This is a genomic window from Bradyrhizobium cajani (assembly GCF_009759665.1).
GTDB lineage: Bacteria > Pseudomonadota > Alphaproteobacteria > Rhizobiales > Xanthobacteraceae > Bradyrhizobium > Bradyrhizobium cajani.
Genome location: NZ_WQNE01000005.1, coordinates 84,094 through 98,643, shown reverse-complemented (window position 1 = coordinate 98,643; position 14,550 = coordinate 84,094). Strand labels below are relative to the sequence as shown.

12 protein-coding genes and 1 tRNA gene are annotated in these 14,550 nt (G+C 64.0%); 2 read left to right on the top strand and 11 right to left on the bottom strand.

Annotated features, from left to right (window positions below; translation table 11 throughout):
* Nucleotides 1-116 precede the first annotated feature (116 nt).
* The 9 genes from rpoB to GPL20_RS08720 form a co-directional block, all read right to left on the bottom strand.
* Nucleotides 117-4,235: a DNA-directed RNA polymerase subunit beta gene (gene rpoB / locus GPL20_RS08760; protein WP_157329203.1), complete on the bottom strand. Its 4,119-nt coding sequence runs from the start codon at nt 4,233-4,235 to the stop codon at nt 117-119.
* A gap of 482 nt (nt 4,236-4,717) precedes the next feature.
* Nucleotides 4,718-5,095, bottom strand: a complete 378-nt coding sequence (gene rplL / locus GPL20_RS08755) for a 50S ribosomal protein L7/L12 (protein ID WP_157329202.1) — start codon at nt 5,093-5,095, stop codon at nt 4,718-4,720.
* Nucleotides 5,096-5,149: 54 nt separating this feature from the next.
* Nucleotides 5,150-5,668 carry a 50S ribosomal protein L10 gene (rplJ, locus tag GPL20_RS08750; RefSeq protein ID WP_025037001.1) on the bottom strand — a complete coding sequence of 173 codons (519 nt, stop codon included), beginning with the start codon at nt 5,666-5,668 and terminating at the stop codon, nt 5,150-5,152.
* 579 nt (nt 5,669-6,247) lie between these two features.
* Nucleotides 6,248-7,201 (bottom strand): 2-hydroxyacid dehydrogenase, encoded by a 954-nt coding sequence (locus GPL20_RS08745; RefSeq protein WP_157329201.1) that lies wholly within the window; start codon nt 7,199-7,201, stop codon nt 6,248-6,250.
* 90 nt (nt 7,202-7,291) lie between these two features.
* The gene (gene rplA / locus GPL20_RS08740) at nt 7,292-7,984 is read right to left on the bottom strand and encodes a 50S ribosomal protein L1 (protein ID WP_157329200.1); all 693 of its coding nucleotides are present in this window, start codon (nt 7,982-7,984) and stop codon (nt 7,292-7,294) included.
* A gap of 6 nt (nt 7,985-7,990) precedes the next feature.
* Nucleotides 7,991-8,419 (bottom strand): 50S ribosomal protein L11, encoded by a 429-nt coding sequence (gene rplK / locus GPL20_RS08735; protein ID WP_011088164.1) that lies wholly within the window; start codon nt 8,417-8,419, stop codon nt 7,991-7,993.
* Nucleotides 8,420-8,548: 129 nt separating this feature from the next.
* Nucleotides 8,549-9,103: a transcription termination/antitermination protein NusG gene (gene nusG / locus GPL20_RS08730; RefSeq protein WP_007602985.1), complete on the bottom strand. Its 555-nt coding sequence runs from the start codon at nt 9,101-9,103 to the stop codon at nt 8,549-8,551.
* Nucleotides 9,103-9,294: a preprotein translocase subunit SecE gene (gene secE, locus GPL20_RS08725; RefSeq protein WP_007611620.1), complete on the bottom strand. Its 192-nt coding sequence runs from the start codon at nt 9,292-9,294 to the stop codon at nt 9,103-9,105. The genes nusG and secE overlap by 1 nt, the downstream gene beginning before the upstream one ends.
* Before the next feature lie 344 nt (nt 9,295-9,638).
* Nucleotides 9,639-9,714 (bottom strand) — tRNA-Trp (locus GPL20_RS08720).
* 166 nt (nt 9,715-9,880) lie between these two features.
* On the opposite strand from GPL20_RS08720, the gene GPL20_RS08715 reads away from it, so the two are divergent.
* Nucleotides 9,881-11,104, top strand: coding sequence for a serine hydrolase domain-containing protein (locus GPL20_RS08715; RefSeq protein ID WP_157329199.1), 1,224 nt, complete (start codon nt 9,881-9,883; stop codon nt 11,102-11,104).
* A 187-nt stretch (nt 11,105-11,291) separates the two neighbouring features.
* On the opposite strand, the gene GPL20_RS08710 is transcribed toward GPL20_RS08715, so the two are convergent.
* Nucleotides 11,292-12,059 carry an SDR family NAD(P)-dependent oxidoreductase gene (locus GPL20_RS08710; protein ID WP_157329198.1) on the bottom strand — a complete coding sequence of 256 codons (768 nt, stop codon included), beginning with the start codon at nt 12,057-12,059 and terminating at the stop codon, nt 11,292-11,294.
* A gap of 70 nt (nt 12,060-12,129) precedes the next feature.
* Nucleotides 12,130-12,828 (bottom strand): histidine phosphatase family protein, encoded by a 699-nt coding sequence (locus GPL20_RS08705; protein ID WP_167532946.1) that lies wholly within the window; start codon nt 12,826-12,828, stop codon nt 12,130-12,132.
* Nucleotides 12,829-12,962: 134 nt separating this feature from the next.
* On the opposite strand from GPL20_RS08705, the gene GPL20_RS08700 reads away from it, so the two are divergent.
* The gene (locus GPL20_RS08700) at nt 12,963-13,748 is read left to right on the top strand and encodes an SDR family NAD(P)-dependent oxidoreductase (RefSeq protein WP_157329196.1); all 786 of its coding nucleotides are present in this window, start codon (nt 12,963-12,965) and stop codon (nt 13,746-13,748) included.
* Nucleotides 13,749-14,550: the final 802 nt, after the last annotated feature.

Genomic DNA, 14,550 nt, shown 5'->3' with positions numbered 1-14,550 from the left:
GTGCCGGTCGCCTCCGGCCGCAAATTCGAAAATCACTCAAGCGGGGCGCCCTGCCCTCAAGACCTCGGGAAGGGCGCCAATGCCCGGCCGTTCAAGGCCGGGCACGAAAGGTCGAATTACTCGGCCGCTTCCGACGTCGGCGCCGGTCCCATCTTGGAGTTGTGCAGGTCGACGTTGAGGCCGAGCGAGCGCATTTCCTTGACCAGCACGTTGAACGATTCCGGGATACCGGCCTCGAACGTGTCGTCGCCGCGCACGATCGCCTCGTACACCTTGGTACGGCCGGCGACGTCGTCCGACTTCACCGTCAGCATTTCCTGGAGCGTGTACGCCGCGCCATAAGCCTCGAGCGCCCACACCTCCATTTCGCCGAAGCGCTGGCCGCCAAACTGCGCCTTGCCGCCCAGCGGCTGCTGGGTGACGAGCGAGTACGGACCGATCGAACGCGCGTGGATCTTGTCGTCGACGAGATGGTGCAGCTTGAGCATGTAGATGTAGCCCACCGTCACCTTGCGATCGAACGGATCGCCGGTGCGGCCGTCATAGACGGTCGACTGACCCGAAGCGTCGAGACCGGCGAGCTTCAGCATCTCCTCGATGTCGGCTTCCTTGGCGCCGTCGAACACCGGCGTCGCGATCGGCACACCGCGGCTGAGGTTATGGCCGAGTTCAAGCAGCTCGTTGTCGTTGAGCGACTTGATCGTCTCGTCCTCGCCGTAGACCTTCTTCAAGGTTTCCTTCAGCGGCTTGATGTCCTGCTTCGACAGATAAGCATCGACCGTCTGGCCGATACGCCTGCCGAGGCCGGCGCAGGCCCAGCCGAGATGGGTCTCGAGGATCTGTCCGACGTTCATGCGCGAGGGCACGCCGAGCGGATTGAGCACGATGTCGGCGTGCGTACCGTCCTCGAGGAACGGCATGTCCTCGATCGGCACGATCTTCGACACCACGCCCTTGTTGCCGTGGCGGCCGGCCATCTTGTCGCCGGGCTGGATCTTGCGCTTCACCGCGACGAAGACCTTGACCATCTTCATCACGCCGGGCGGCAATTCGTCGCCGCGCTGAAGCTTCTCGACCTTGTCGAGGAAGCGCTGTTCCAGCCCCTTCTTCGACTCGTCGTACTGCTTCCGCATGGCCTCGATCTCGGCCATCAGCTTGTCGTTCGGCGAAGCGAACAGCCACCACTGCGACTTCGGGTACTCCTCGAGCACCGCACGGGTGATCTTGGTGTCCTTCTTGAAGCCCTTGGGACCCGCTATGCCCTGCCGCCCCTCGAGCAGCTCGGCAAGACGGTTGTAGACGTTGCGGTCCAGGATCGCCTGCTCGTCGTCGCGGTCCTTGGCCAGACGCTCGATCTCTTCCCGCTCGATCGCCAGCGCACGCTCGTCCTTGTCGACGCCGTGGCGGTTGAACACGCGCACTTCGACGATGGTGCCCTGCACGCCCGGAGGAACGCGCAGCGAGGTGTCGCGGACGTCGGAGGCCTTCTCGCCGAAGATGGCGCGCAGGAGCTTCTCTTCCGGCGTCATCGGGCTCTCGCCCTTCGGCGTAATCTTGCCGACCAGGATGTCACCGGCGCGCACTTCCGCACCGATGTAGACGATACCGGCTTCGTCGAGGTTCTTCAGCGCTTCTTCCGAGACGTTCGGAATGTCGCGGGTGATTTCCTCCGGACCGAGCTTGGTGTCGCGGGCCATCACCTCGAACTCCTCGATGTGGATCGAGGTGAAGACGTCCTCCTTCACGATCCGCTCGGAGAGCAGGATCGAGTCTTCGAAGTTGTAGCCGTTCCACGGCATGAACGCGACCAGCACGTTGCGACCCAGAGCGAGCTCGCCGAGATCGGTCGACGGACCGTCGGCGATGATGTCGCCCTTCTTGACGACGTCGCCGACCTTCACCAGCGGACGCTGGTTGATGCAGGTCGACTGGTTGGAGCGCTGGTACTTCATCAGGCGATAGATATCGACGCCCGACTTGGTCGGATCGAGATCTTCGGTGGCGCGGATGACGACGCGGGTGGCGTCGATCTGGTCGATCACGCCCGAGCGGCGCGCCGCGATCGCGGCACCCGAGTCACGCGCGACCACGCCTTCCATGCCGGTGCCGACGAACGGCGCCTCGGCGCGAACCAGCGGCACCGCCTGGCGCTGCATGTTCGAGCCCATCAGCGCGCGGTTGGCGTCGTCGTTCTCGAGGAACGGGATCAGGGCTGCTGCGACCGAAACGAGCTGCTTCGGCGACACGTCCATGTAGTCGACCTTGTCCGGCGTCACCGGCAAGACTTCGCCGGCATGGCGGCAGACCACGAGATCTTCGGTGAAGCGGCCCTTCGGATCGAGCGGCACGTTGGCCTGCGCGACCGTGTAGCGCCCCTCCTCCATTGCCGAGAGGTACACGACCTCGTCGGTGACGCGGCCGTCCTTGACCTTGCGGTACGGCGTCTCGACGAAGCCGTACTTGTTCACGCGCGCGAAGGTCGCGAGCGAGTTGATCAGGCCGATGTTCGGACCTTCCGGCGTCTCGATCGGGCAGATGCGGCCGTAATGCGTCGGATGCACGTCGCGCACCTCGAAGCCGGCACGCTCGCGGGTCAGGCCGCCCGGTCCAAGCGCCGACAGGCGGCGCTTGTGGGTGATCTCCGACAGCGGGTTGGTCTGGTCCATGAACTGCGAGAGCTGCGAGGAGCCGAAGAACTCGCGCACGGCGGCGGCCGCCGGCTTGGCGTTGATCAGGTCCTGCGGCATGACCGTGTCGATGTCGACCGAGGACATGCGCTCCTTGATCGCGCGCTCCATGCGCAGCAGGCCGATGCGGTACTGGTTCTCCATGAGCTCGCCGACCGAGCGCACGCGGCGATTGCCGAGATGGTCGATGTCGTCGATCTCGCCCTTGCCGTCGCGCAGGTCCACCAGCGTCTTGATGACCGAGAGGATGTCTTCCTTGCGCAGCGTGCGCTGGGTGTCGGGCGCATCGAGGTCGAGGCGCATGTTCATCTTGACGCGGCCGACCGCGGAGAGGTCGTAGCGCTCGGCGTCGAAGAACAGCGACTGGAACATGGCCTGCGCCGATTCCAGCGTCGGCGGCTCGCCCGGACGCATCACGCGGTAGATGTCGAACAGCGCGTCCTCGCGCGTCATGTTCTTGTCGGCCGAGAGCGTGTTGCGGATGTAGGCGCCGACATTGACGTGGTCGATGTCGAGCAGCGGCAGCTCCTTGTAGCCCTGCTCGTTGAGCGCCTTCATCAGCTTGTCGGTGATCTCCTCGCCGGCTTCGGCGTGGATCTCGCCGGTCTTCGGGTTGACGAGGTCCTCGGCGACGTAGTTGCCGACCAGCTCCTCATCGGCCATGCGCAGCGCCTTCAGCCCCTTCTCCTGGAGCTGGCGGGCGGCGCGGACGGTGAGCTTCTTGCCGGCCTCGAGCACGACCTTGCCGGTGTCGGCGTCGATCAGGTCGTTGATGGTCGAGTAGCCGCGGAAACGGTTGGCGTCGAACGGAACGCGCCAGCCTTCCTTGGTCCGCTTGTAGAGGATCTTCTTGTAGAAGGTGGACAGGATCGCCTCGCCGTCGAGGCCGAGGGCGAACATCAGCGACGTCACCGGAATCTTGCGGCGACGGTCGATACGCGCATAGACGATGTCCTTGGCGTCGAACTCGATGTCGAGCCAGGAGCCGCGATACGGGATGACGCGGGCAGCGAACAGCAGCTTGCCCGAGGAGTGGGTCTTGCCCTTGTCGTGGTCGAAGAACACGCCGGGCGAACGGTGCATCTGCGAGACGATGACGCGCTCGGTGCCGTTGACGATGAAGGTGCCGTTCATCGTCATGAGCGGGATGTCGCCCATGTAGACGTCCTGCTCCTTGATGTCCTTGACCGACTTCGCGCCGGTTTCCTCGTCGATATCGAACACGATGAGGCGCAGCGTCACCTTGAGGGGAGCTGCGAAGGTCATGCCGCGCTGGCGGCACTCGTCGACGTCATATTTCGGCTGCTCGAACTCGTAGCGGACGAATTCCAGCATCGAGGTGCCGGAGAAATCGGAGATCGGGAACACCGAGCGGAACACCGCCTGGAGGCCCTCGTCGAGACGGCCACCCTGGGGTTCGTCGACCATCAGGAACTGGTCATAGGACGCCTTCTGAACCTCGATGAGGTTCGGCATCTCGGCGACTTCCTTGATGTGTCCGAAGAACTTGCGAACGCGTTTGCGACCGGTGAATGTCTGCTGCGCCATCGTGGCCTCTCATTTCGTCGCCCGCTCTGGGCGCGCCGTCCGGAACGCGGCTGCCGCCGCTCCCCGGGTTGAATTTTTCGAACCCGTCTTGTGGGCCGGAAGCTCAGTTTCAGGCAGGAATGTCCTGAATCTGTTCTTCAGACCTTCAAAACGCAAAACGACGCGCGGGGCGCAGAAGCGCGCCCGCCCGTCACAACGATTGTCTTCACGGACTGCAAAAGCCCGAAATAGCCTGCTCTCCCAACGGCTTACAGGGAAATCCGGCATCCCTGCCCACCGCGCTTTCGTGCTGCCGACCCGATATGGGGCGACAATAGTGGAGATTCGAGGGGTAAACCCTCAAATCCCCACACTTTTTCGTGTTCGGCCCGCGTCAGGACGTTCCGTCGCACGCCTTTTGCATCCAGTCCACCCCTTGAGGAGCGGACCAGGATCCCGGGCCTCGCTTGATGCCCGCCCGGGATCCCGCCAGTAAGCGTTGCTTACTTGAGCTCGACCTTCGCGCCAGCCTTCTCGAGCTGGGCCTTGATCTTGTCGGCTTCTTCCTTGTTCACGCCTTCCTTCAGCGGCTTCGGAGCACCCTCGACGAGGTCCTTTGCTTCCTTCAGGCCGAGACCGGTGATGGCGCGGACTTCCTTGATGACCTCGATCTTCTTGTCGCCGGCGCTGGCGAGAACGACCGTGAACTCGGTCTTCTCTTCCGCCGGAGCGGCAGCGCCGCCACCAGCAGCCGGGCCGGCCACGGCGACAGCCGCGGCAGCCGAAACGCCCCACTTCTCTTCGAGGAGCTTCGCGAGTTCGGCAGCCTCGAGCACGGTGAGGCTCGAGAGGTCGTCAACGATCTTCTGCAAGTCAGCCATTGTTCAGTTTCCTTGAGTGTAAGTCTGGTTCGGGTTTGAGTTTTGCGAAGGGCGTCAGGCCGCTTCGCCCTTTGAGGCATGAGCCTGGATGACGCGCGCGAGCTTGCCCGCGGGCGCGTTGGCGAGCTGGGCCAGCTTGGTCGCCGGGGCCACGATGAGGCCGACGATCTTGCCGCGCAGTTCGTCAAGCGACGGCAGCGAGGCAAGCGCCTTCACGCCGTCGACATTCAGGACGGTCTTCCCCATCGAGCCGCCGACGATGACGAACTTTTCGTTCGCCTTGGCGAATTCGATGGCGACCTTTGGCGCCGCTACCGGATCGTTCGAAGTGGCGATCACGGTCGGTCCCTTCAGCATGGGGCCGATGGCAACGACGTCAGTGCCTTCAAGAGCAATTTTGGCGAGACGGTTCTTCGAGACCTTCACCGCAGCGCCCGCCTGCTTCATCTGCTGGCGCAGCTTCTGCATCTGGGCGACGGTGAGGCCGGAATATTGAGCAACGACCGCGACGCTCGTGGTCTTGAAGACCTCATTGAGCTGTTCGACCGCTTCCTTTTTTGCCGCTCGTTCCACAGCAAGCTCTCTCCGGTTGGCGGTCATCGCGAAAGCGGGACCGCCGGGTTGCACCCATCGTCCCGCCCAAACCTGAACCTCCGGGTCAAAACCCATCGGACACGCCGGGCAAGACGACAATTCAAAGCCTGCCCTCCGGAAGCCCTTGGGCCCACGGCGTGTCGAGGTCCGAACCAGACCTTTCCGCAAGCCAGCCCTTCAAGCTGGATGCGAAGTAAAATCCGGTCTTCACCCGTCTATGCAGGCCATGCGATTAAGCCGTTGAGAAATCGAAATTCCCCGCGGGCGCCTGCAGTCTTGGACAGGACAAGGTCAGCCGGCGAACCGCCCGACCTCTGCCCGCATTCCCACCAACCGATGGATTTTCCTTCCTTTTCCGGCAAATCCTTACGGACGTCCTGAAAAGGAATGATCTCCTGTCTGTCGGGTTTTCGGAATGCGTGCACGAACGCACCAGCCGAGGCCGGCACGTTCGGAAGCGGTTCTTTAACCGCTCTCGGCCGGCTTGCCAAGAGCAAAATTCACACCAGTTCCAATCCGTTGCCGGCAGGGTTTGAGGCGAGCCGACAAGGGGCCGATTCAGGCCATTTTGACCCCATAAGGCAGCGACTTGCCTGCGAAGAAGGCGGTCAGGTTGGCCAGCACGCAGTTCTGCATGGCGACGTGCGAATCCAGGGTGTGGCCGCCGATATGCGGGGCGAACACCACGTTGGGGAGCGCGGTCAGCGCATCGGGCGCGTGCGGTTCCTTGTCGAAGACGTCGAGGCCGGCGCCGGCGATGGTCTTGTCGGAGAGCGCCGCGACCAGGGCCTTCTGGTCGATCACCGAGCCGCGGGAGATGTTGACGACATAGCCGTCCGCGCCGAGGCGCTTGAGAATGTCCGCATTGACGACGTGCCGGGTCTCGGCGCCGGCCCGAACCGCGATCATCAGCACGCTGCACCAGCCGGCCAGTTCTTCCAGAGACGGGAAATACTGATACGGCAGATCGTATGTGGTGCGGCTGAAATAGCCGACCTCGCTCTCGAAGGCGGTGCAGCGTGCTGCGATCTTGCGGCCGATCTCGCCCATCCCGTAGATGCCGATGCGGCGGCCCGGCATGCCGGCCTGCGGCCGCATCATCGGCGAGGGTTTTGACGCGGCCCAGTCGCCGCTGCGGACATACTGATCTGCGACGAGTATGCGCCGCGTCGTCGCCAGCATCAGCGTCATCGCGATGTCGGCGACCGATGCGGCGTTGGCACCCGGGCTGTGGCCGACTGCGATGTTGCGCGCGGCGGCCGCTTTCAGGTCGACCCCGTCATAGCCCGTGCCGTAGCAGACGATGGCGCCGAGTTTTGGAAACAGGTCCATCGCCTCCGCACCGAGCGGCGTGCCGCCGGCAGTCAGCATGGCTCGGATGCCGCTGAGCTCATCGGCTGGAAACATCACGCGCGCGGGCTTGCCGGCGGTGTCGAGCAGTTCGAACCGCTCGGCGAAACGCGCCATCATCGTCTTGGGAAAGCGCGAATAGATCAGGACCTTGTCAGCCATTGTTCTTGTTTCCGGTGAGCGCCGCCACAAACGACGAGGGGCGGAATCGGTTGCCCAATTCCGCCCCTCGCCTCATGCAATTTCGAGACCTTAGCCGAGAATGGTACCCGGCTCGACCTTCACGCCGGGGCCCATGGTCGAGGACACCGCAACGCGCTGGATGTAGGTGCCCTTGGAGCCGGCCGGCTTCGCCTTGGTGACGGCGTCAGCCAGGGCCTTGATGTTCTCGACCAGCTTCTCCTCGGTGAACGAGGCCTTGCCGACGCCGGCCTGGAGGATGCCGGCCTTCTCGACGCGGAACTCGACCGAGCCGCCCTTGGCACCCTTCACCGCGCCGGTGACGTCCATGGTCACGGTGCCGATCTTCGGGTTCGGCATCAGGCCGCGCGGGCCGAGCACCTTACCGAGACGGCCGACCAGCGGCATCATGTCGGGGGTGGCGATGCAGCGGTCGAAATCGATCGAGCCGTTCTGCACCTTCTCGACCAGGTCTTCGGCGCCGACGACGTCGGCACCCGCAGCCTTGGCCTCGTCGGCCTTGGCGCCGCGTGCGAACACGCCGACGCGGAGCGTACGGCCGGTGCCGTTCGGCAGGGTCACGACGCCGCGGACCATCTGGTCGGCGTGACGGGGATCGACGCCGAGATTGATCGCGACCTCGATGGTCTCGTCGAACTTCGCCTTGGCGCGCTCCTTGACCATCTTGATGGCGTCAGCGAGCGGGTAAAGCTTTTCGCGGTCAATGCCTTCGCGGGCCTTGTTCAAACGCTTTCCGATTGCCATGACCGCTTACCCCGCAACTTCCAGACCCATCGAACGGGCGGAGCCCTCGACCATCTTCATGGCCGATTCGATGGTGTCGCAATTCAAGTCCTTCATCTTCTTCTCGGCGATCTCGCGCACCTGCGCCTTGGTCACCTTGCCGGCCTTGTCGCGGCCCGGCGCCTTCGAGCCGGACTGGATCTTGGCAGCCTGCTTGAGGAAGTAGGACATCGGCGGCGTCTTCATCTCGAAGGTGAAGGAACGGTCCGCATAGATGGTGATGATCACCGGGATCGGGGTGTTCTTCTCTTCCTTCTGGGTCTGGGCGTTGAACGCCTTGCAGAACTCCATGATGTTGAGACCGCGCTGACCGAGCGCGGGACCGATCGGGGGCGAAGGATTCGCCGCACCGGCCGGGACCTGAAGCTTCAGGTATCCGGTCACTTTCTTTGCCATGTATCACTCCTGTTGTGCCGGCCAGGCCGGCGGTTTCAGGTTCGTGGTCTGGGTCGGAGGCGGCTGGCAACCGCCCTCTCCCTCCCACGGCCTCTCTTTGCGTGAGACCGAGGTCTCACGCGTACCCGATCAGACCTTCTCGACCTGACCGAATTCCAGCTCGACCGGCGTGGCGCGGCCGAAGATCGACACCGCGACCTTCACGCGCGAGCGCGCCTCGTCGATTTCCTCGACGACACCCGAGAACGAGGCGAACGGGCCGTCGGCCACGCGCACGTTCTCGCCGATCTCGAACGACACCGACGCCTTCGGCCGTTCCACGCCCTCCTGCACCTGGTGCAGGATGCGCATGGCCTCGGCCTCCGAGATCGGCATCGGCTTGTTTTCCGCGCCGAGGAAGCCCGTGACCTTCGGCGTGTTCTTGATCAGATGGAACGCCTCGTCGGTCAGCTTCATCTTCACCAGCACGTAGCCGGGGAAAAACTTGCGTTCGGCGTCGATCTTGCGGCCGCGGCGCACCTCCGTGACCTTCTCGGTCGGAACCAGCACCAGCTCGAACAGCTCCTCGAGCCCGCGCTGCTTGGCCTGCTCGCGGATCGATTCGGCGACCTTCTTCTCGAAGTTCGAATAGGCGTGGACGATGTACCAGCGCTTGTCAGACAATTGAGCGGTTGCTGTTGCCATCAGTGGATGCCCAGAAGGAAGGTGATGAGATAGCGGATGATCTGGTCGGCGGCGAAGAAGAAGATCGAGGCCACGGCGACCATGACGAACACCATGATGGTGGTGATCGTGGTCTCACGACGGGTCGGCCAGGTGACCTTGGCGGTCTCCGAGCGCACTTCCTGCAAGAACTTGAACGGGCTGACTGCCATCGAATGATGTCCAACGTCCGTCGCCGGACGCGAATGAATTTCAGGGATCCGAACAGCCGCCGTTGGCCCAGCCCTCTGTCGCGAAGGATGAGCCGGAAACCGGGCTCGATTGTTCGGGGATTTCAAAGCCGCGCCGGATATCCGCATCTCAACGGGCCGGCTGCGAGTGCGGGGTAAATACTGCGGATGGAGCCAAAGGTCAAGGTGTGGGCTGGCCGGCCGGCTCGCGGCCGGGCCTTGCGGACCTGATCCGGATCAAGGGCTTACCCGGTCCACATGATCTGCCGTCCGAGCTTTCGCTCGCCGCAATCCTGCCTGTCGATCCTGATTGACTTAAGATGAGCTGGCAGGAGTGGCAGGGCTCGAACCTGCGACCCCCGGTTTTGGAGACCGGTGCTCTACCAATTGAGCTACACTCCTACGGACCGTCACGTTGCCGCTTCGGATCAGGGGCGCTTTCAAGCACAGGGGACGGCTAGTTTGCAAGGACGGATTGCAAGGGTGAAGCGCGCTGGCTTCGCTTGTTTGTGCCGCGCCTTCTGGGCCACAGTCTGTTCCCGATAATCAAGAACAGCCGGGAGTGCCCATGACGACCGCAGCCGCCCCTCGCCCAACGACCGCGCCGAAAACGCCCTCTTTGCCCGAGGCCAAGCCGGAAACGCTGGGCCTGTCGCGCCCCCGCCTCCAGGCGATGTCGGACGCGTTCAAGCGCGAGATCGACAAGGGAACCGTTCCCGGGGTGACCGTGCTGGTGGCGCGGCGCGGCCAGATCGGCTGGTTCGAGGCGCTCGGCAGGCAGAGCCCGACCGGATCAGCGCCGACGGCGCTTGATTCGATCTTCCGCATCTTCTCGATGACCAAGCCGATCGTGTCGGTCGGCATCATGGCGCTGGTCGAGGACGGTCATCTCCTCCTCAACGATCCCGCCGCGAAATTCATCCCGGAGTTCGCGCAGCAAAAGGTCGGCATGGTCAGCGGCGGCAAGCTGGAACTGGTTCCGCCCAGGCGGCCGATGACGGTGCAGGACCTGCTCCGCCACACCTCCGGCCTGACCTACGAGCACCAGGGCGATGGCCCCGTGCACAAGCTCTACCAGGAGTCCCGCGTCCGCAGCCGCAAGATCACCAATGCCGAGCACGCCGCGCTGGTGGCGAGCTTCCCCCTCGTCTGCCACCCCGGCGACGAATTCAACTACAGCCGCTCCACCGACATCCTCGGCCGCATCATCGAGGTCGTCAGCGGCAAATCGCTCGGCGGGTTCCTGACAGAGCGCATCCTCGCTCCGCTCCAGATGGCCGAGACCGGCTTTGCGACAGCCGAGGCCAATGCCGGCCGGCTCGCCGAACCCTTTGCGGCCGATCCCTGGACCGGCGACAAGGTCGCGCTCTTCAACATGCTCGAGCAGCCGGTGATGGAATCCGGCGGCGGTGGCCTCGTCTCGACCACGATGGATTATGCGCGCTTCTGCCTGATGCTGCGCAATGGCGGCACGCTCGACGGCAACAGGATCATCGGCCGCAAGACGCTGGAACTGATGGCGTCCGACCATCTCGGCCCCGGCGTGACGATCAACGGCACCCTGCTCTCGCCAGGCCACGGCTTCGGCCTCGGCTTCGCCGTACGCCGCGACGCCGGCATCGCGCCCTTCCCGGGCAGCGTCGGCCAGTATTTCTGGAGCGGCATTGCCGGGACGTTCTTCTGGATCGACCCGACGGAGGATCTGTTCGCGGTGTTCATGAGCCAGGGCCCGGGACAGCGCGACTACACGCGGACGCTGGTGCGGGATCTGGTTTACGCGGCGGTGGATTGAGGGGCGGCGCGCTAGTCGCGACGCCCCGTCCACACTCTCACTGTCATGCCCCGGCTTGACCGGGGCATCCAGTACTCCGCGGCGGCAGTTTGTTCACACCACTTCGGCCGCAGAGTACTGGATCGCCCGCTTTCGCGGGCGATGACACCGATGTTGGAGTGGGCTTGCGTGCCCCTTCCCTCGCACCTCAGCTGATCGTCGCGCCGCCGTCGATCACCATGGTCTGGCCGGTCATGAAGTCGCCGGCCGCAGAGCCCAGGAACACCGCAGCGCCGGCGATCTCGTCGGGGATGCCGATGCGGAGCAGCGGCGAGCGCGAGGTCGAGGCCTTCAGGTTCTCCGGGTTGTCCCACAGCGCTTTGGCAAAATCGGTCTTGATCAGGCCCGGCGCGATGCAGTTCACGCGGATATTGTCCTTGCCGTATTCGCAAGCCAAATTGCGCGCGAGCTGCATGTCGGCGGCCTTCGATATCGCGTAGGCGCCGAGAATGGTCGAGCCCTTCAGGCCGCCGATCGACGAGACGATGATGATCGAGCCGTCCTTGCGCTCGATCATCTGCGGCACCACCATCGAGATCAGCCAGTTGTTGGCGACGATATTGTTGTCGAGGATCTTTCGGAACTGATCGTCTGAGATGCCGGCGAGCGGACCGTAATACGGATTCGATGCGGCGTTGCAGACCAGCACGTCGATCTTGCCGAAGGCGCGGTTGCTCTCGTCGACGAGGTTTTGCAGATTCTCCTTCGAGGAGATGTTGGCGGCAATCGCGACCGCGGTGCCCTTGCCGAACCTACCGTTGATGCCCTTGGCGACTTCGTCGCAGACATCGGCCTTGCGCGAGGAGATCACGACCTTGGCGCCGTGCTCGGCCATGCGCTCGGCGATCGCAAGGCCGATGCCGCGCGTCGAGCCGGTGATGACGGCGACTTTCCCCTTCATGTCGAACAAGGTCATGTTTCTCTCCCAGAGTGCGATTTGATTTGGCTCGAAGCTTACGCCGCGTCCCCGCGAGCGGGCAACGGCTCTACGCGAGCTTCTTGACTTCCGGTCCCGCCGGCTGATGCATCGCCGCGTGCGCATCGTCGGCGATCCACGGCTGCTGGTTCACCATCGGCAGCCGCCAGACCGTGCGCTCGGGGCTTGCGAAATGGTCGAGCCGCGTCACCGAGACATTGTCGATATCGAACCCGAGCCCCTGCTCCGGCAAATCGCCGAGCGCGAGGCCGACCGCGGCCTTGATGGTGCCGCCATGCGCAACTGCGATGATGTCCTGCCCGGCCGCCTCGACGTTGATCCGCTCGATGGTGCGGCGCGTGCGGTTGTAGAGGTCCATGAAGCTTTCGCCACCGGGCGCGGGCTCGTTGATGTCGGCGAACCAGCTGGTGCCGACGGGGCGGCTCGCGACGAACTCGGCACGGTTCATGCCCTGCCAGCGGCCGAGGTTTTGCTCGGCGAGGTCGGCTTCCCATTTCATCGATGCAGGCCTTGGGAAACCGGCCGCCCAGATCGCTTCGGCGGTCTGGTGCGTGCGCATCAAATTGCTCGAATACCAGACCGCCTTGCGTGGCAGCACCTTGGCAACAGCGTTGAACACGTAGGTGTCGCTGGTGTCGCAGGCGATATCGCTCTGGCCGTAGATGTTGCCGCCATCATTGCGCACCGGCGCATGACGGACCCACCACCAGCGTGTCGTGATCACCTTCGGCTTGTCTGCGCCTGCCATCGAAACCCTTCCATCCCGTTTGATGTCGCTGTACGTGAGTAGTGAACGTGTCTCAAGACACTTTACCGTTTGAAATTCTGTTTGAAATTCCGTCGCGCGGCAAGCGCTGCGCGCGAGCAAAAAGGGAGAAACGCATGGGCCGCCTGCAAGGCAAATCCGTCATCATCACCGGCGCCGGCAGCGGGATCGGCCGTGCGGCCGCGCTGCTGTTCACCAGGGAAGGCGCCAAGCTGATCGCCGTCGATCGCACCGAGGCAGTGAAGGAGACCGTCGAGGAGATCAGGAAAGCCGGCGGTGTCGCGGAGGCCATGGTCGCGGATGCGGGCTCCGAAAAGGACGTCATCGCCGTGATCGACAAGGCCGTGAAGACCCACGGCCGGCTCGACGTGATCTGGGCCAACGCCGGCGTCTCCGGCGGCCTCGTCCCGCTCGCCGAGCAGACGGTGGAGCACTGGCAGGAGATCTTGCGCGTCAATCTGATCGGGCCGTTCCTCGCGGTGAAGTATGCGATGCCGCACATGGTCAAGCAGCAGTCCGGTGCGATCGTGCTGACGGCGTCCGTGGCGGGCCTCAAGGCCGGCGCGAGCGGTCATCCCTATGCGGCAAGCAAGGCCGGCGTGATCAGCCTGGTGCAGACCACGGCCTATTCGCTCACCGGCACCGGTGTGCGCATCAATGCCGTCTGCCCCGGCCTGATCGAAACCGGCATGACCAAGCCGATCTTCGACCGCGCCAAGGAGCGCGGCACCCAAGACAAGATCGGCCAGCTCAATCCCCTCAAGCGCCCCGGCCAGCCGCACGAGCTCGCGGCGATGGGGCTGTTCCTGGCCAGCGACGAAGCCTCGTATGTCAACGGCCAGGCGTTCCCGGTGGACGGCGGTCTCACCGCGTCGATGCCGTATACGGGCCAGCCGGTTTAACGACGCTCGCGCCGTTGTCTTCAGCGCCGCCACACCCTCATTGTCGTCCCGGCGAACGCCGGGACCCATACCGCGGAATCTATCAAGCGGGAACGATCGGAGTACCTGACAACGAGTCTTCGCCAAACTACTTCCTGGGGTTATGGGTCCCGGCGTTCGCCGGGACGACAGCGCGGAGATAGCTCGCACGGCTGCATCAACACCGTCATTGCGAGCGCAGCGAAGCAATCCAGAGTCCCTCCGCGGATACATTTCTGGATTGCTTCGCTGCGCTCGCAATGACGGAGTGTGTGGTTGACGGCGTCGCGCTTTCATTTCGCGTCTTCATTGCAGACACACATTTGCATCCTCGCGGCTCATTCGCCCGAGCTTTGACTTGAAGCCTCACCCCCAATGAAAGAGGGCGCAGGGAAGGCCGGGAGCCCGCTGGCACCCGCGGTCCACTGTGCGAAGTTGCAGTCAGAAAATCTGCACAGCGGCATACAGGTGTAGCCAGGACATCCCGGCCTTCCCTGCGCAGTGGTTGGAACGGCTTATGTCGTGCTCTCCCCGGGGAGCGATGCACTATTGCCCCCGTCGCCTTGCGGATGGCTGATGCGCGGACCCGGTCGGGCCGCACGTATCACCGCAACACTTGGCGCACAGACCCCGGGCGCCAGGACCACACGATTTGGCCGTACGCTGATCGCACCGGTCGAATGCGCGAGGCCCTCGCTCACGGTTGCCCGCCCTGCGAAGCCGTTCGCGCCGATGCAACAAGCGTCCACCGCCGCCCGGCCCGCGTTCGTGACGATCGCGATAC